Source organism: Shimia marina (assembly GCF_001458175.1).
GTDB classification, from domain to species: domain Bacteria; phylum Pseudomonadota; class Alphaproteobacteria; order Rhodobacterales; family Rhodobacteraceae; genus Shimia; species Shimia marina.
This window is the reverse complement of the sequence record NZ_CYPW01000009.1, coordinates 72,253-87,768: the sequence shown is the minus strand read 5'-3', so window position 1 is coordinate 87,768 and position 15,516 is coordinate 72,253. Positions and strand designations below refer to the sequence as shown.

The window sequence follows — 15,516 nt, the reverse complement described above, 5'->3', positions numbered from 1 at the left end:
ATACGAGATGGTCGGCGAAGGCAAATCCCTGACCTCCGCAGAAAACGCGCAATACCTCGCAGACCTCTGCAACGACTACCCCATCATCTCCATCGAAGACGGTATGGACGAAGACGACTGGGAAGGCTGGAAACTGCTGACCGACATGATCGGTGACAAGGTACAGCTGGTGGGGGATGATCTCTTTGTGACCAACCCAACCCGTCTGGCCGATGGCATTGCGCAGGGCGTGGCCAACTCCATGCTGGTGAAAGTGAACCAGATCGGCTCCCTGACCGAAACGCTCAAAGCCGTTGATATGGCCCATCGCGCGCGTTACACCAATGTGATGTCCCACCGCTCTGGTGAGACCGAGGACGCCACCATTGCCGACCTCGCAGTGGCGACCAACTGTGGTCAGATCAAAACCGGCTCCCTGTCGCGCTCTGATCGCCTGGCCAAATACAACCAACTGATCCGCATCGAGGAAGCCCTCGGCGAAACCGCCGAATACGCCGGTCGCTCGATCCTGAAATAAGCCATTTTGGCCGGGGACTGGCTCCCCGGCCTTTTTCCTTTTGTGGCACCTTGAATGCGCGTTCCCTGTCTCCTGTATCTGTTGTGCCTCCCCGTTTTGGCGGACAGCGCGGAACGTCTCATACAGGTTTGGACCGCCCCCATCTCAAGTGTAGACTGGATTGAGGCACGCTACCTGAACGCGCCACAACTCAGCACTCTCCACCTCTTGCCCGGCTTGGTGTTTTTTGTGACCGGCCCGTTGCAGTTCTGGCCTGCACTACGCGCCCCAAACCTGCGCAGTTTGCACCGCCTATCCGGCTATCTCTTTAGTCTGAGCGCGGTTCTCTCCAGTTTGGCCATCATGGTCATGGTTCTGACCTTCCCCGCCATTGGCGGCACATTGACCATCATCGGCACCTATCTGATTTGCCTTGGGATGCTGATTTCAATTGGATGTGCGCTCTGGTCCATCCGGCGCAAAGATGTGCCGCTGCACAAAATCAGCATGGCATTTGCTTTCACTCTGGGTCTCTCTGTCGCCACAGCCCGTTGGTTTATATATGGCGCAGAATGGCTGTGTGACATCCCCTTTATTGAGAGCTTTGCACCGGCTTCCATCCTCGCAGGGCTTACCAACCTCTCCGTCTGCAGCTTTTTTTGGCGCAAGGATATCAAACGCCAGTACCATCGCCTCCTACCCCACCCGTAGGGTGCGCATTCACTGCGCACCGTAACAGAAGCAGAAAAGCTCCGCCTCCCAGCGGGCCTTTCTTTCGCTTGAACATGACTGCCCCGCCCCTGTCCCCGCCGCGTCCCTCGCGCTCCGCAACGTCATCCTTGCACCCAAAACCGCACAGCTTAGCGTGCCGGCATGGAAATGACGTGGCACCATACCCCGCTCCCAGAGGGCACCGCAGCGGCTTGGCATGGGCCGACTTTGACACATCCTACACGACCAAAACTCGTGTTTCACCACGCCACTGCCGTGGGGCCACGCTGCTATGCACCCTATCTGAAAGCCCTGGCGCAGGATTACGACGTCATGGCGCTGGCCATGCGTCCGCTCTGGGCGGATGCGCCGCCGCCTGATCCAAAACGGGGCTGGGATCTCTTTGGCGATGACCTCATTCACTGGATCGAAGCCACACAGGAGGCCCCCGTGCTCGCCGTGGGCCATTCCATCGGTGCCGCGACCCTTGCCATGGCGGCACGCAAGCGGCCGGAGCTGTTTCGCGGGCTGGTGCTGATTGAACCCTCCGGCGCCACGTGGCGTCAGGCTCTTTTGCTGCGAAGTTTACCCTATGCGCTTCGATTGCACCTTGGCCCGATCAAAAGCGCCCTGTCTACGCCCACACACTGGCCTTCCGCAGAGGCGGCCTATGCGGAGCTGCGCGCAGGAAGAGCCTTCCGCCGATTTGACGATCAGGCGCTTAAATCCATAGTGGAAGGATTGCTTGTGAACCGCCATGAGACCGTGACACAGGAGATAACGGAGGTCGCGCTGGAATACCCTCGCACCTGGGAGGCGCATCTTTATGCCACGGCGCCACATACGTTGCCAGTCATGACCGGCCTGACCGTGCCAACAGAGATACTGCGCGGGCGGCCATCTCTTTACATGGGGGCCAGAACTGAAGCCAAACTGAAGGCCAAACGCCCCGATTTTCGCTTCACGCATCTGACAGCGCATGGCCACATGATGCCCTTGGAGGCCCCGATCCCCGTGGCAGAGGCCACAAGGGCCGCACTGGCGCGCCTGTCGACTTGACCTTCTGGCAGCTTTGCGACCCAATGGCGAAAAACGCAACGCCATGCTCCGAGTCCTGCAATGCCTTCAGACCTTTCCGCCGACCAGATCATCGCCCAGCTCAACCTTGCCCCGCATCCTGAGGGCGGCCACTACCGTCAGACATGGATTGCCGATGCCCCGGAGGGCACACGCGCGGCTGGCACGGCGATCTATTTCCTGCTGAAGGCGGGCGAGGTCTCCCATTGGCACCGGGTGGATGCCGCCGAAATCTGGCACTATTATGCGGGCGCACCACTGATCCTGTCCCTGTCTGAAACCGACGCAGGCCCGGCGCAAGACCTGATGCTTGGCCCGGATCTTGCCGCAGGTCAACTACCTCAGCACACCGTCCCTCCCCATCACTGGCAGGCCGCGCGCAGCACCGGCGACTGGACCCTTGTGGGCTGTACTGTCTCCCCCGCCTTTCAGTTCGAAGGCTTTGAGCTCGCCGCCCCCGGATTTGACATCCCAAGATGAGCGCGCCCCTGCCTCACAAGGCGGCGCTGGCGCAGCTTTCGCCAGACCGGCGGGCCAAGCTACAGCAGCGGTCAGATGCGGCTGGGCTGCGCCATCTTGGCCTCTATCTGGCGGCACTGCTGTCTGCGGCACTCTGGGTGGGTCTGCAAGCCCCGCTCTGGCCACTGATGCTACTGCCGCTGGGCACGCTCTGGGTCTTTCTGTTTACGCTCTGTCATGAATGCACCCATGACACCCCCTTTGCCACAAGATGGCTCAACCGCTGGATCGGCCACGCCTGTGCCCTGCCTCTGATGCTGCCCTTTACCTGGTTTCGCGCCTTCCATATGGCGCATCACAAATACACCAACGATCCGCTGCGCGATCCGGAACTGGAACATGGCCCACGCCCAGAAAACTGGCGGGCCTATCTGCGCTATCTTTCGGGTTGGGGCTATTGGCAAGGCGCCGTGTCGACCCTTCTGCACGTGGCTTTTGGCCCGCTCACGGCGCCCTACCTGCCGCCGCGCAAACACGCCGCCATGCGCCGCGAGGCCCGTCTGCTGTTGCTGGCTTATGGGACAATTGCCCTCAGCCTGCTGATCTCTCCGCTGGCCTTCTGGGTCTGGATCCTGCCTAGCCTGATCGCTCAACCGCTGCTGCGCGCCTATCTTTTAGCGGAACATGGACGCTGCCCGCCAGTGGCCAATATGCTGGAAAACTCCCGCACCACGCTGACCAACCGGCTCCTGCGCTTTATCGCCTGGAACATGCCCTATCATGCGGAACACCACGCCTTCCCCAATGTGCCATTCCATCAATTGCCTGCACTACATCAAGATCTCGCGCCACATCTGCGCAGCACCTCAGAAGGCTACACAGCGTTTCACATCGCCTATCAGGCCACGTTGACATCTACAGACTGACCAACACTCAGCCCGTGGGTTCACTGACCGTGCCGCCCCCCACCAGCGCCATCACACCCGTGGTGCTCGGACAGCTTGTGGGCAAGCCGCGCGCCACCCGCACTGCCAAATAGGCAAAGGCCTGCGCCTCCAGCATATCACCATTCAACCCAACCTCTTCCACCGGCACCACAGGACACTCCAGTGAGACGCGCAGCATCTCCATCAACACCGGATTGTGCCGTCCGCCCCCGGTCACCAGAACCCGACTGGGCGGGCGCGGACAATGGGCCATCCCCTGCGCCACAGAGGCCGCACACATCGCAGTCATAGTGGCAGCGGCATCTTCATCCGACAATTCGGCCACCAGTGACATCATTTCAGGAAAGTCGTTACGATCCAGAGACTTGGGCGGCACTCTTGAGAAATACGCCTCCTGCAAAAACAGCTCCAGCGCGCCGGTTGCCACAGTGCCCTGCGCCGCAATCCTACCGCCTTCATCAAACCCAAGACCACGCCGGGCGCGCAGCAGATCATTCAGCGGCGCATTGGCTGGCCCGGTATCAAAAGCCAACAACGCGCCCTCCTCTTCCGCAGCCGCCTTACCCGGATCCACCCAGGTGATATTGCCAACGCCCCCAAGGTTCAGAAAGGCCACAGGCGCACTCGCGCCAATCCACTTAGCACAGGCGAAATGAAAAAACGGCGCCAGCGGGGCGCCTTCGCCGCCCAGCTCCACATCTGCCGTGCGAAAATCCCAGACCACCGGCACGCCCAGTTTCTCTGCCAATGCCTGCCCGTCTCCGACCTGACAGGTGCCGCGCCCGCGCGGCTCATGCGCCAGCGTCTGCCCGTGAAACCCGATCAGATCCACCGCTTCAAACCCCGCCAGAACCTCCGCATGCGCCTGCTCGACAACCTGCGCCGCAGCCTCTGCCTCTGGCCCGACCCAATGGCCCAGCGCTGTGGTCAAAATCTCCTGCTCGGCACCGCTGTAGGCGCGATAAGCCTCCGCCCCAAAGGCCTCAATGGTCACCCCATCGGTGTGCACAACCGCTGCATCCACGCCATCCAGAGAGGTGCCAGACATGGCCCCCAATGCCACCTGCACCGCCTTCGCGTTCTGGCCTTTGATCATGACAGCCCCCCTCTTCGTCTTGCACCCATGCCTCACACACGGCCTTCACCGTGGCCCGCATCAGGGCCATGGCCGATTGACGCGCACCATAGAGGATCACCGCCCGCCGCCACCAGCCCCAAACCACGCCCAAGGCGCGCATAAAAAACCACGCCCCGGCACAATACCGAGGCGTGGCAAGTCAAAGTCGCAACGCTCTGTCCGCTCAGCGGGGCTGGGGAACCCCAAGGGACGCAGGCAGAGGGAGTCGATCGTCGCGTCTTTGCAGGCATGCGCGTGATTTCACCCGGACCACGATGGCCACAACACCCATGCAAATCCAGAACACCTGAATCAAAAAAGAACCCAGGTTAAAGCTGTCAAAAAGACTGAGCAGGACAAGTGATGCACCAAAAATATTGATCACAAAAAACTTGATGTCCTGACTGCTGATGATGCGAAACGTGATCAGGGTATAGTTGGTCAGATAGAGGCAAAAGCCCAACACACCACACCCAACTGAAACGGGCCTGGGGAGGGCTTGCGCAGTACTGGTAATCACTTCAAACATAATAAATGCGCTCCCCGGAAATGGTTGGCTGTTTCAATGACCACAGGCATATAGCCCGCCTTTGAAACGCCCTATCCCCAATTGGGGACAATCCCGCTAAAGGTCTGGAATCCTGTAGGTAATGCTATCCGGACCCATCTCAAGCCCGGCGGCGCGCGCCACCAGCCATGGCCAGTTTTCAATGTGATGATAATGGCCTTTCTCAAACAGTACCGACAGGCGGGCCTGCGGCATATGCCGCGCCAGCATCTCTGCCCCCTGCAAAGGCGCCACATTGTCATCGGGCCCTTGGTAGATCTCTGTGGGCACATCAATCTCTGACACGTCAAAATCCCAGCCCTGCGTATTGAGCAGGTTCTCATCCACCATGCCCTGCATGCCGGCCGCCGTGCGCAACGCCAGCATCTCCGCGGTACGCCGTCGGATCACCGGATGTGACAGAATGCGAATGTCATCCATGCTGCGCGAGCGGTTGCAGTAGCGGTCAAAATACCGATCCCGGTTCTGCAGGATGGAACGCACCAGAAACGGAATGATCTGGCGCAACATGGCGGGCCAATGCCGCCCTAAAATGCTCGACATGTGATAAAACTGATCCAGTTCCCGCCAGTTTTCATGCCGGTAAACCGGATAGGTCGCAGACGACAACACCAGCTTTTGCACGCGCTCTTTCAGCGCATGGGCCACCGCCAGCGCGGAACCGCTGCCAAAAGACACCGACAGGACAGAAACCGTCTTAAATCCCAGATGATCCAGCAACGCAGCAACATCGGGAGCAAAATCCCCAAGGCTTTGCATCTCTTTGGCATCTGACAGGAAACTGCCAGGCCGACAGGGGGTGATCAACTGTATCCCTAACCGTTCCAGAACCGCGCCACAGTGATCGGGATAGCCGATCATATCGATGGTCACCCCTGACAGCGCATCAAACACCAAAACCGGACGCCCCTGCGCGGGCCCCAGCCGAAAATACTCAAGCTGGCGCCCATCCGGCAGGGCCATCTGAAACCGCACCTTGCGTGCATCGGCGGGCGCAGATTCCGGCACGCGCAGCGCCGTCAGCGGAGAGCGCGCCAGATTGCTGGCAAGATCGCTGCGGCTGTTGGTGCCTGTCTTCTCATACACACGTTTCAGATAGGTCCGCGCGCTTTCATAAGATATGCCCATTTTCTGCCCAATCTCTCTCAAATCGTAGGGTTGCCCCACATGCTGCAGGAGTTCTGTCTCCCGTCGTGTCAATTGATATTTCTGCGCCACATGCATCAGCCCCACATCCCCAGAGGTGCCCGTCGAAATCAGCACGCTTGCCGCCACCGCAGGAAAGCCGATGCGCGCGGCCTCGGTGCGGGGCAACAGCATGAGATTGGCCGGACCTTCTATATGCGTGCGAAATTCCTGTGCCTGACCACTTTTGTTGACCGCCTTCGCGCTGTCAGCCAACGACTGGTGGTGCCCGGTTTGCACAGAAATCAACGGACGGGCCGAGGCCAGCGCCGCCATATTCGGCAAAACGTCTTGCAACGCACGATTGGCCATCAGCACCTGCCCCTCATCATCCAGCAGCGCCACCCCAAAGGAAAATGCGTTCAGGATGGAGGACAGATAGGTTTCACGTTCCTGCAGCCCGACCATACGTTCGGAAATGCTGAAAGCGCGCCGAAAATGCCGTGACAGGTTTTCGAGCGCGCGCCCATCGGCCCCGGCCTCCGGATCGTCAAGGTAACGGCTTTCCCGCGCCCGCTGCACCTCCTCTGTCAGCTCCAAAATGAGCTCTGGCCACAAAGAGTTGTCAAGCGACGCTTCATACACCAAATGGGTGAGCTGTGCGAAACGGTCAGTCATAATAAAATTCTATCAAATGATCAAAAGACCCTAAGGCCCGCCACGGCACACGGCTAGTCAGGTTTTCCCGATGCCTTTGCAAACCGCGACCGCCACTTGCGCACAAACACCGCTTACAACTTGCGCATCAAGCTGCTAGGAGAGGGCCGAACCGGGCGCGCACGCGGCCCGGCACAAAACTGCCTGCTGGCACAGACCTTGAACAAGACCTTGAACAGATGAGTGGCCCCATGACCTACCAGCCCAAATCGGATTTCCTCACCGTGATGCTTGAGCGCGGCTTTGTGGCCGATTGCACAGACTATGAAGGCTTTGACAAAGCCCTCTGTGACGGCGTGGTGCCCGGCTATATCGGCTTTGATGCCACCGCCAAATCTCTGCATGTGGGCTCGCTGATCCAAATCATGATGCTGCGCTGGTTGCAGAAAACCGGCCACAAGCCCCTCACCCTGATGGGCGGCGGCACCACCAAAGTGGGCGACCCTTCGTTTCGCGCAGATGAACGCCCCCTGCTGACCAATGATCAGATCGACGACAACATCGCCGGCATCAAAAAGGTCTTTGCCAAATACCTCGACTACGGGGATGGGGAAACCGACGCCCTGATGCTCAATAACGCGGAATGGCTGGATGAGTTGAACTACCTCACCTTCCTGCGCGACATCGGCCGCCACTTCTCGGTGAACCGGATGCTGTCATTTGAAAGCGTCAAATCCCGTCTGGACCGGGAACAATCTCTGTCCTTCCTCGAATTCAACTACATGATCCTGCAGGCCTACGACTTCCTGGAGCTCAACCGCCGCTACGGCTGTCTGGTGCAGTTTGGGGGATCGGATCAATGGGGCAATATCGTCAACGGCATCGACCTGACCCGCCGCGTGGATGATGGCGGTCTGTTTGGTCTCACCTCGCCCCTGCTGACCACCTCTGATGGCAAGAAGATGGGCAAAACCGCCGATGGCGCAATCTGGCTCAACGCCGACATGCGCTCCCCTTATGAGTTCTGGCAGTTCTGGCGCAACACAACCGATGCAGACGTGGGCCGCTTCCTCAAGCTCTACACCGAAATGCCAGTGGAGGAATGCAACCGCCTCGGCGCATTGGCAGGCAGTGAGATCAATGAGGCGAAAATCATTCTCGCCAATGCGGTCACCACGCTCTGCCATGGTGCAGAGGCCGCCGCCACGGCCGAAGCCACCGCGCGCGAAGTCTTTGAAAAAGGCGGCATCGGCGATGACCTGCCCACCGTGTCTCTCACCGCTGCGGACCTCGGCGATGGCATCTCCATCGTACAGCTGATCGTGAAAACCGGCCTCGCCAAATCTGGCAAAGACGCCAAACGCCTGATCAAGGAAAACGGTGCCAAGCTGGACGACGCCCCGCTGACAGATGCGGGTCTGATGATCGACGCCGCCGCGCTATCCTCTCCGATCAAGCTTTCTGCGGGCAAAAAGCGCCACGCATTGGTGCAGCTGGACGGCTAATCCCCCTCTCAACGCACAAACACAAAAGCCCGCCCTCTCAGGCGGGCTTTTTGCTTCCTCTTGACCAAAATATCTCGGGGTGAATGCGCCGCAGGCGCAGAGGGGCTGTCCCCTGCACTCTGCCACAGACACATGCCGCTAGACACATGCGCCCCGCTCAGGTTATTTGAACATGTGTTCATTTACCGTCTGGAGGAGACCGCCCATGAAACTTGATCAAACCTGCGCCGTGATCACCGGGGGCGCGTCCGGATTGGGTGAAGCCAGCGCACGCCATTTTGCAGCCCACGGCGCCAAAGTGGCGCTGTTTGACCTGAATGAAGAGCGGGGACAGCAGGTCGCCACAGAGCTGGGCGGCACTTTCCACAAAACAGACGTCACCGATGAGGCCAGCGTCGCCGCCGCCATTGCCGCCGCCAAAGAGGCCATGGGCACCATCACCGCCGCAGTGAACTGCGCCGGCATCGCCCCCGCAGCCACCACCATCGGCAAAAAAGGGGCCCATCCGCTGGACCTGTTTCAAAAAACCATCGACATCAACCTCGTGGGCTCCTTCAACGTTGCCCGCCTCGCGGCCGAGGTGATCGCCGAGAATGAGGCTGAGGCCGATGGCAGCCGTGGGGTGATCATCAACACCGCCTCCATCGCTGCCATGGATGGGCAGCGTGGTCAGGCGGCCTATGCCGCCTCCAAAGGCGGCATCGTCGGGCTTTCCCTGCCGATGGCGCGCGATTTGGCCCGCGCTGGCATCCGCGTCATGGCGATTGCGCCGGGCATCTTCCTCACGCCCATGCTGCAGGGCCTGCCCCAAGAGGTGCAGGATCAGCTTGCCGCCGATGTGACCTTCCCCAAACGGCTGGGAGATCCGTCCGAATATGCCCGCCTCGCCGGATTCATCGTCGAAAATGGCTACCTCAACGGCGAAGTCATCCGCATCGACGGTGCCCTGCGCATGCAATAACCTGTAGGGTGCGCATTCATTGCGCACCTAACCTTCAACCATGCTAGGCTCCCCCCAAAAAGAGCCACACCATGCCGCGCCAGAACCGCGTGATGCCCACCGGAGAGATCCTGCGCCACCCCACCCGTGGCACGTTCATGGGCAACCGCGGCATCCTGCATGACCGCGAAGCCCATGACCACGGCGCACTCACACATCGGCGCTGGCGTCACAAAGCCTGGGTCTGCTGCCTGCTCACCTTCAAAAACCGCCGCCGGCGCCTGATGGCCCCCAACCGCTACACCGAGCTCTTCTTCTATGACGAAGCCGTGGCACTGGCCGCCGGGCACCGGCCCTGCGCAGAATGCCGACGTGCCGATCATGCTGCCTTTCTTGCCGCCGCCGAGCATATAGGCAGCACACCCGATTTTGACGCGCGTCTGCATGCCGCCCGCGCCATCCCCCGAAAGTATCATCTCCGCCAGTCGCTTCAGGAGGTGGACGACCTGCCGGACGGCACCTTTCTCATGACAGCCTCAGGCCCTCACCTGCTGCTTGGGGATATGGCCCTGCCCTTTTCCCCCACAGGCTATGCGCCCCCACAAAAACGCCCCACAGGGCCGCATCCTGTGCTCACCCCAAAACCCACGCAAATCGCCCTCAGAAACGGATATCATCCGAAATTGCACCTGCCATTCGCCCTTTGAGCACAGAGCTATACCAACGCGCCCTCGACGGGTCGCCCCAAAATCGTGCCTTTAGACAGTATGATGTCCCACCATACTGAGGCCCAAGATGAGCTTTGCCGATCTGATTGCGCAGTTTGATCACGTCTATATCGTCAACCTCCCCTACCGGCTGGATCGCCGGCGTGAGACCATAGCCGAGTTCGCACGCCACGGCCTCGCCATTCCCTCGGCCAAAGTCTCGTTTTTTGAAGCCACCCGTCCGAACGCCAAAGGCGCGTTCCCCTCCATCGGGGCGCTTGGCAATTTCCGCTCCCAAACCCGCGTGCTTGCCCATGCGATGTCACAGGGCCATCGCCGCATCCTGATCTGCGAAGACGATCTTCAGCTCAACACAGTGCCATCCCCCAAACTCGCCCGCTTGATCGACGACCTCACACAAACCTCATGGGACATCGCCGCACTGGGCTATCTGGATCCACAAACGCCACCCTGTGCCGCAAAGGATGGTACGCAAGGGCTTATGCCCTGGTCCGGCAGCACCCGTGGCACCCAGCTCTGGGCCATTCAGGGCGACTGCATCCGCGCCTTCCACGACTATCTGGAAACTGTGCGCCGCCGCCCCCCCGGACATCCCGATGGCGGCTCCATGTTCTTTGACGGGGCCTTCAACCTGATGCGCCGCAAACTGCCTGACGTGACCTTCCGCCTCGCCGCACAGAGTCTCGCCGGACAGCGCGCCTCCCGCACAGACATCCACAGCCTGGCCTTCTTTGATCGCTTGGAACCTTTCCGCAGCCTGAGCGCCACACTGCGCCGCCTGCGCAACCACGCGCGCGTCTGACCTGCTGCCCGCCCCTCCTGCCAGCGGAATCGCTGGCGCTCTCGCAGATCCCCTGCCATATCTAGCGCCAACACTTCATGACTTCATGCGCAGGACAGCTTCATGGCTCAGATCATTTCTTCACTCGCCGAGATTTCAGACCGCTACAAAGCCCTTTTTGTCGATCTCTGGGGCTGCGTCCACAATGGCGTGATCGCCTATCCCGAAGCCGTGCGCGCCCTACAAGAGTATCGCGCCAAAGGCGGCATTGTGGTGCTGGTCACCAACTCACCCAAACCGCGCGCTGGTGTTGCGGAACAACTGAGCTCCTTTGGCGTGCCCAAAGACGCCTATGACACCATCGCCACCTCGGGCGACAGCGCCCGCTCCGCCATGTTTCAGGGTGCCGTGAGTGAGAAAGTCTATTTCATGGGGGAATGGCAGCGCGACGAAGGCTTCTTTGAGCCGTTGGAAATTTTGGATAACCCCGCACCCATCACCCGTGTGCCACTGACAGAAGCCGAGGGCATCGTCTGCTGCGGCCCCTTTGATCCCATGGCGGACATAGATGTGAACCGCGCCGATTTCCTCTATGCCAAAACCAAAGGCATGAAGCTGCTCTGCGCCAATCCTGACATCGTGGTCGATCGTGGCGAGATCCGGGAATGGTGTGCGGGGGCTCTGGCCAAACTCTACACCGATATGGGCGGAGAGAGCCTCTATTTTGGCAAGCCCCATCCGCCAATCTACGATCTGGCCCGCCGCCGCCTCGCAGCGCTGGGCGTCACGATTGAGGACAGCGAGATTCTGGCCATTGGTGACGGCCCCCAAACCGACATCGCCGGGGGCATGGGCGAAAACATCGACAGCCTCTTTATCACCGGCGGTCTGGCAGCCACGGAAACCAAAACCACGCACCAACCCGATGCAGAGGCGCTGGCCGCCTATCTGGCGGCAGAACAGGTCACTCCACAATTTGCGATTGGACGTCTGCGCTGACACAAAACACTTGATTTTCTGCAACTGCAAAGTAATAAAGTTGCCAATCAAGCGCGACTCGCGTCACGAAGTTACTCGCCAATCCAAATTCGGAGGGCCAAATGTTGGACAATCTGCCTCGCGGCACCATTTTTATCGAAGACCTCGAAATCGGCATGTCTCGCTATGTGCGTAAGACTGTGACCGATCAGGACATCGAAATGTTCGCCGCCGTGTCCACCGACCACAACCCGGTGCATCTGGATGACGACTATGCACGTGACACGATGTTTGGTGGCCGCATTGCCCATGGCATGCTCACGGCTGGTCTGATTTCTGCTGTGATTGGCGAACAGCTTCCCGGCCATGGCACCATCTACATGGGCCAGTCGCTGAAGTTCCTCGCTCCGGTGCGCCCAGATGACACCGTGGTGGCCACGGTGACAGTGACAGACATCGACATGTCTAAGCGCCGCGTGCGCATGGAGTGCGTCTGCACGGTTGAGGGCAAGAAAGTGCTGGCCGGCGAAGCCACCGTACTGGCGCCATCGCGCAAACTCGACTGAGGCGCAGGCCCGAAGCAGGCCCAATACGCCTAATTTTCAAAGCTCCGCAGCACATCTGCGGGGCTTTTGTCTTTCCTGGACGCCGTGCCCTTCATTTGACCCCAAATATCCCGGGGTGAATGCGCCGCAGGCGCAGAGGGGCTGGCCCCTGTCTTTTTGTCCTGCGCAGTCCAAAGCCAGCACCTCCTCTCTTGCACCCCGTTGAGACAGCCGCTAACCCTGCCCTCATGCAGATCATACGCGACTATCAGTTTGTGACCCCAAATGACCGCGGCGCCAGCGCTGCGATTGGCAATTTTGACGGCGTGCACATTGGCCACCAATCCGTGATCGACCTCGCGCGCAAGGCCGCACCACAAGCGCCTTTGGGCCTTCTCACCTTTGAGCCACACCCACGGGCCTATTTCGCCCCGCAAAGCGCAGGCTTCCGCCTCACCTCTTCTGAGACACGTGCCCATAGATTGGCCAAACTCGGCGTGGAGAAACTCTACGAACTGCCGTTCAATGCCGCCCTGGCCAATCTCACCCCCGAATTCTTTGCACGTGATGTGATCGCAGACGGGCTGGGCCTCAGCCATGTGGTTGTGGGCGCAGATTTCTGTTTCGGGCGCGGGCGCAAAGGCACCGCCGAAGATCTTGCGGCCTTTGGCCAACAGATGGGCTTTGGCGTCACCATAGCGCCCCTGGTGCAAAGCGGCGACGGTCAGGTCTCCTCCACCTCCATCCGGCAGGCGCTCACCGAGGGCCGCCCCCGTGACGCAGCACAGATGCTGGGCCACTGGCACCGCATCGACGGCCCGGTCATTGGCGGGGAGCAACGCGGCCGCGATCTGGGCTTCCCCACCGCCAATATGTCGATCGACGATCTGCATCAGCCCAAATACGGCGTCTATGCCGTGCTGGTCGATGTGCTCGACGGCCCCCATCAGGGCAGCTACTTTGGCGCCTCCTCCATTGGCACCCGTCCAATGTTTGGTGAAAACAAAGCCAACATCGAAACCTATCTCTTTGATTTTTCGGGAGATCTCTACGGCCACACCCTCTCTGTCGCGCTGGTGGACTACCTGCGCCCAGAGCAGAAATTTGACGGACTGGATGCGCTCATCACCCAGATGGGCCGCGATTGTGATCAGGCCCGCGAAATCCTTGCCGCTTTATGAGTGACAAAGACGTCATAGCACGCCACGGGCTCGCCAAACGGTTCTGGGAAAAAAAGCCGCTTACCAAGCTCAACAAAACCGAGTGGGAAGCGCTCTGTGATGGCTGCGGCAAATGCTGCCTCAACAAGCTTGAGGATGAGGACACCGGCGAGGTCGCCCTGACCTGCGTCGCCTGCCGTCTGCTGGATGACGACACCGGGCTGTGCAGCCAATATGACATCCGCCATCAATTTGTGCCCGAATGCATCGTCATGACGCCGGACAATATTGATGATCACGCCTACTGGCTGCCACAGACCTGCGCCTACCGCCTGCTCTGGGAAGGCAAACCGCTCTTTGACTGGCACCCGCTGATCTCCGGCACACAGGCCAGCGTCCATGCCGCAGGCGTCTCCATGCGCCACCGGACGGTCCCCGAATTCGACACCCCTCTGGAACAGTGGGAAGACCACATTATCGAGGAGCCGCTCTGATGTTTTTTGCCTCCGACAATTCCGGCCCTGCGCTGCCCGAAGTTCTGAACGCGCTTGCCAAGGCCAACACCGGCTATGCCATGGGCTATGGCGCAGATGCGGAAATGGCAGAGGTCACCCGCCTGATCCGCGCCCTGTTTGAGGCCCCAGAGGCGGCGGTCTATCTGGTCGCCACCGGCACCACCGCCAACTCTCTGGCACTGGCCACGCTCTGTCAGCCATGGGAGACCATCTTCTGCTCCGATGTGGCCCATATCCACAAGGATGAGTGCAACGCCCCGGAGTTTTACACCGGCGGTGCCAAGCTGACCTTGGCCACCCCCAAAGACGCCGACAAACTCACCGTCGAAAGCCTGCAAGCCGCAATCGCCGCCGAAGGCACCCGTGGCGTGCATGGCCCACAACGCGGCCCGGTCTCCATCACACAGGTCACCGAATATGGCACGATCTACACGCTGAACGAACTTCAGGCGCTCTGTGACGTGGCCAGGTCTTTTGACTGCCCCGTGCATCTGGACGGCGCGCGCTTTGCCAATGCCATGGTTGCACTGGGCTGCACGCCTGCGGACATGACATGGAAAGCAGGCGTGGATGCGGTGAGTTTTGGCGGCACCAAAAACGGCTGTATGGGGGTGGAGGCGGTGATCTTCTTTGATCCCCGACACGCGCAGGAATTTGAGCTGCGCCGCAAACGTGGTGGGCATCTGTTTTCAAAGCACCGCTATCTCTCGGCGCAGATGCTGGGCTATCTGGAAAATGACCTCTGGATCGATGCCGCCACCAAGGCCAACACCAACGCCGCGCAGCTCGCCGAAGGGCTCTGCCAGATCGACGGCGCGACGTTCTTACATCCACCGCAAGCCAATATGCTCTTTGTCACCCTGCCCCGCGCCACCCACCAACGCCTGTTTGACGCGGGCGCAAGCTACCACCTCTGGGACGGTCCCCTGGAAGGCGACCCGGATGAAAAAATCACCGCGAGACTGGTCTGTGACTGGTCGCTGAGCAAAGAGCAGATTGACCAGTTCTTGGATGTGGCAGCGGGATAAAATCAAACGGAAAATGCCAAAGCAAAGCTTTGGCAGCGCCCGAACCGCCCCCACGGGGCGGGCGCTTCGCGTCCCACCCCTCGGTTCGTGCGCAACGCGTTTCTAACTTTGAAGTATAGAAAACACGTCAGATATGCTCTGCCAACCTTATGGACAAACACACCTTATTCGCTGTGACC

At 60.0% G+C, this 15,516-nt stretch carries 17 protein-coding genes; 14 read left to right on the top strand and 3 right to left on the bottom strand.

Features of this window, described 5'->3' with window-relative positions:
• From SHM7688_RS06915 to SHM7688_RS06895, 5 genes are all read left to right on the top strand, one after another.
• A partial coding sequence (locus tag SHM7688_RS06915; RefSeq protein ID WP_306341260.1) for an enolase C-terminal domain-like protein occupies positions 1-517 on the top strand: 517 nt, incomplete at its 5' end.
• Between the two features lie 54 nt (positions 518-571).
• Positions 572-1,207 carry a DUF2306 domain-containing protein gene (locus SHM7688_RS06910; RefSeq protein ID WP_058239205.1) on the top strand — a complete coding sequence of 212 codons (636 nt, stop codon included), beginning with the start codon at positions 572-574 and terminating at the stop codon, positions 1,205-1,207.
• Positions 1,208-1,369: 162 nt separating this feature from the next.
• On the top strand, positions 1,370-2,266 hold the full coding sequence (locus SHM7688_RS06905; protein ID WP_083498975.1) for an alpha/beta fold hydrolase: 897 nt from the start codon (positions 1,370-1,372) through the stop codon (positions 2,264-2,266).
• A gap of 60 nt (positions 2,267-2,326) precedes the next feature.
• Positions 2,327-2,764: a cupin domain-containing protein gene (locus SHM7688_RS06900; RefSeq protein WP_058239203.1), complete on the top strand. Its 438-nt coding sequence runs from the start codon at positions 2,327-2,329 to the stop codon at positions 2,762-2,764.
• On the top strand, positions 2,761-3,669 hold the full coding sequence (locus SHM7688_RS06895; protein WP_058239202.1) for a fatty acid desaturase: 909 nt from the start codon (positions 2,761-2,763) through the stop codon (positions 3,667-3,669). Before SHM7688_RS06900 ends, SHM7688_RS06895 begins: the two co-directional genes overlap by 4 nt.
• Positions 3,670-3,676: 7 nt before the next feature.
• On the opposite strand, the gene SHM7688_RS06890 is transcribed toward SHM7688_RS06895, so the two are convergent.
• The 3 genes from SHM7688_RS06890 to SHM7688_RS06880 form a co-directional block, all read right to left on the bottom strand.
• Positions 3,677-4,786, bottom strand: coding sequence for an anhydro-N-acetylmuramic acid kinase (locus SHM7688_RS06890; RefSeq protein WP_058239201.1), 1,110 nt, complete (start codon positions 4,784-4,786; stop codon positions 3,677-3,679).
• Between the two features lie 205 nt (positions 4,787-4,991).
• The gene (locus tag SHM7688_RS06885) at positions 4,992-5,336 is read right to left on the bottom strand and encodes a CBU_0592 family membrane protein (protein ID WP_058239200.1); all 345 of its coding nucleotides are present in this window, start codon (positions 5,334-5,336) and stop codon (positions 4,992-4,994) included.
• A 96-nt stretch (positions 5,337-5,432) separates the two neighbouring features.
• Positions 5,433-7,178 (bottom strand): bifunctional helix-turn-helix transcriptional regulator/alpha/beta hydrolase, encoded by a 1,746-nt coding sequence (locus SHM7688_RS06880; RefSeq protein ID WP_058239199.1) that lies wholly within the window; start codon positions 7,176-7,178, stop codon positions 5,433-5,435.
• A 230-nt stretch (positions 7,179-7,408) separates the two neighbouring features.
• Here SHM7688_RS06880 and tyrS point away from each other — a divergent pair, with 230 nt between their 5' ends.
• The 9 genes from tyrS (at position 7,409) to SHM7688_RS06835 (ending at position 15,337) form a co-directional block, all read left to right on the top strand.
• Positions 7,409-8,662: a tyrosine--tRNA ligase gene (gene tyrS, locus SHM7688_RS06875; protein WP_058239211.1), complete on the top strand. Its 1,254-nt coding sequence runs from the start codon at positions 7,409-7,411 to the stop codon at positions 8,660-8,662.
• Between the two features lie 205 nt (positions 8,663-8,867).
• Entirely contained in the window at positions 8,868-9,623 is a 756-nt protein-coding gene (locus SHM7688_RS06870) for an SDR family oxidoreductase (protein WP_058239198.1), read from the top strand.
• Positions 9,624-9,694: 71 nt separating this feature from the next.
• Positions 9,695-10,309, top strand: coding sequence for a hypothetical protein (locus SHM7688_RS06865; protein ID WP_058239197.1), 615 nt, complete (start codon positions 9,695-9,697; stop codon positions 10,307-10,309).
• Between the two features lie 88 nt (positions 10,310-10,397).
• Positions 10,398-11,132, top strand: coding sequence for a glycosyltransferase family protein (locus SHM7688_RS06860; RefSeq protein WP_058239196.1), 735 nt, complete (start codon positions 10,398-10,400; stop codon positions 11,130-11,132).
• A 102-nt stretch (positions 11,133-11,234) separates the two neighbouring features.
• Positions 11,235-12,110: a TIGR01459 family HAD-type hydrolase gene (locus SHM7688_RS06855; protein ID WP_058239195.1), complete on the top strand. Its 876-nt coding sequence runs from the start codon at positions 11,235-11,237 to the stop codon at positions 12,108-12,110.
• A 101-nt stretch (positions 12,111-12,211) separates the two neighbouring features.
• Complete coding sequence (locus SHM7688_RS06850; RefSeq protein ID WP_058239194.1) at positions 12,212-12,655, top strand: MaoC family dehydratase; 444 nt, start codon at positions 12,212-12,214, stop codon at positions 12,653-12,655.
• A gap of 227 nt (positions 12,656-12,882) precedes the next feature.
• Entirely contained in the window at positions 12,883-13,815 is a 933-nt protein-coding gene (locus SHM7688_RS06845; protein ID WP_058239193.1) for a bifunctional riboflavin kinase/FAD synthetase, read from the top strand.
• Positions 13,812-14,288: a YcgN family cysteine cluster protein gene (locus SHM7688_RS06840; RefSeq protein ID WP_058239192.1), complete on the top strand. Its 477-nt coding sequence runs from the start codon at positions 13,812-13,814 to the stop codon at positions 14,286-14,288. The genes SHM7688_RS06845 and SHM7688_RS06840 overlap by 4 nt, the downstream gene beginning before the upstream one ends.
• Entirely contained in the window at positions 14,288-15,337 is a 1,050-nt protein-coding gene (locus SHM7688_RS06835) for a threonine aldolase family protein (RefSeq protein WP_058239191.1), read from the top strand. The genes SHM7688_RS06840 and SHM7688_RS06835 overlap by 1 nt, the downstream gene beginning before the upstream one ends.
• Positions 15,338-15,516: the final 179 nt, after the last annotated feature.

Excerpts from the sequence above, each read along its gene's own strand:
- SHM7688_RS06910 (WP_058239205.1), top strand. The coding sequence starts at position 572 with ATGCGCGTTCCCTGTCTCCTGTATCTGTTGTGCCTCCCCGTTTTGGCG.
- SHM7688_RS06905 (WP_083498975.1), top strand. The coding sequence starts at position 1,370 with ATGGAAATGACGTGGCACCATACCCCGCTCCCAGAGGGCACCGCAGCG.
- SHM7688_RS06900 (WP_058239203.1), top strand. The coding sequence starts at position 2,327 with ATGCCTTCAGACCTTTCCGCCGACCAGATCATCGCCCAGCTCAACCTT.
- SHM7688_RS06895 (WP_058239202.1), top strand. The coding sequence starts at position 2,761 with ATGAGCGCGCCCCTGCCTCACAAGGCGGCGCTGGCGCAGCTTTCGCCA.
- SHM7688_RS06890 (WP_058239201.1), bottom strand. The coding sequence starts at position 4,786 with ATGATCAAAGGCCAGAACGCGAAGGCGGTGCAGGTGGCATTGGGGGCC.
- SHM7688_RS06885 (WP_058239200.1), bottom strand. The coding sequence starts at position 5,336 with ATGTTTGAAGTGATTACCAGTACTGCGCAAGCCCTCCCCAGGCCCGTT.
- SHM7688_RS06880 (WP_058239199.1), bottom strand. The coding sequence starts at position 7,178 with ATGACTGACCGTTTCGCACAGCTCACCCATTTGGTGTATGAAGCGTCG.
- tyrS (WP_058239211.1), top strand. The coding sequence starts at position 7,409 with ATGACCTACCAGCCCAAATCGGATTTCCTCACCGTGATGCTTGAGCGC.
- SHM7688_RS06870 (WP_058239198.1), top strand. The coding sequence starts at position 8,868 with ATGAAACTTGATCAAACCTGCGCCGTGATCACCGGGGGCGCGTCCGGA.
- SHM7688_RS06865 (WP_058239197.1), top strand. The coding sequence starts at position 9,695 with ATGCCGCGCCAGAACCGCGTGATGCCCACCGGAGAGATCCTGCGCCAC.
- SHM7688_RS06860 (WP_058239196.1), top strand. The coding sequence starts at position 10,398 with ATGAGCTTTGCCGATCTGATTGCGCAGTTTGATCACGTCTATATCGTC.
- SHM7688_RS06855 (WP_058239195.1), top strand. The coding sequence starts at position 11,235 with ATGGCTCAGATCATTTCTTCACTCGCCGAGATTTCAGACCGCTACAAA.
- SHM7688_RS06850 (WP_058239194.1), top strand. The coding sequence starts at position 12,212 with ATGTTGGACAATCTGCCTCGCGGCACCATTTTTATCGAAGACCTCGAA.
- SHM7688_RS06845 (WP_058239193.1), top strand. The coding sequence starts at position 12,883 with ATGCAGATCATACGCGACTATCAGTTTGTGACCCCAAATGACCGCGGC.
- SHM7688_RS06840 (WP_058239192.1), top strand. The coding sequence starts at position 13,812 with ATGAGTGACAAAGACGTCATAGCACGCCACGGGCTCGCCAAACGGTTC.
- SHM7688_RS06835 (WP_058239191.1), top strand. The coding sequence starts at position 14,288 with ATGTTTTTTGCCTCCGACAATTCCGGCCCTGCGCTGCCCGAAGTTCTG.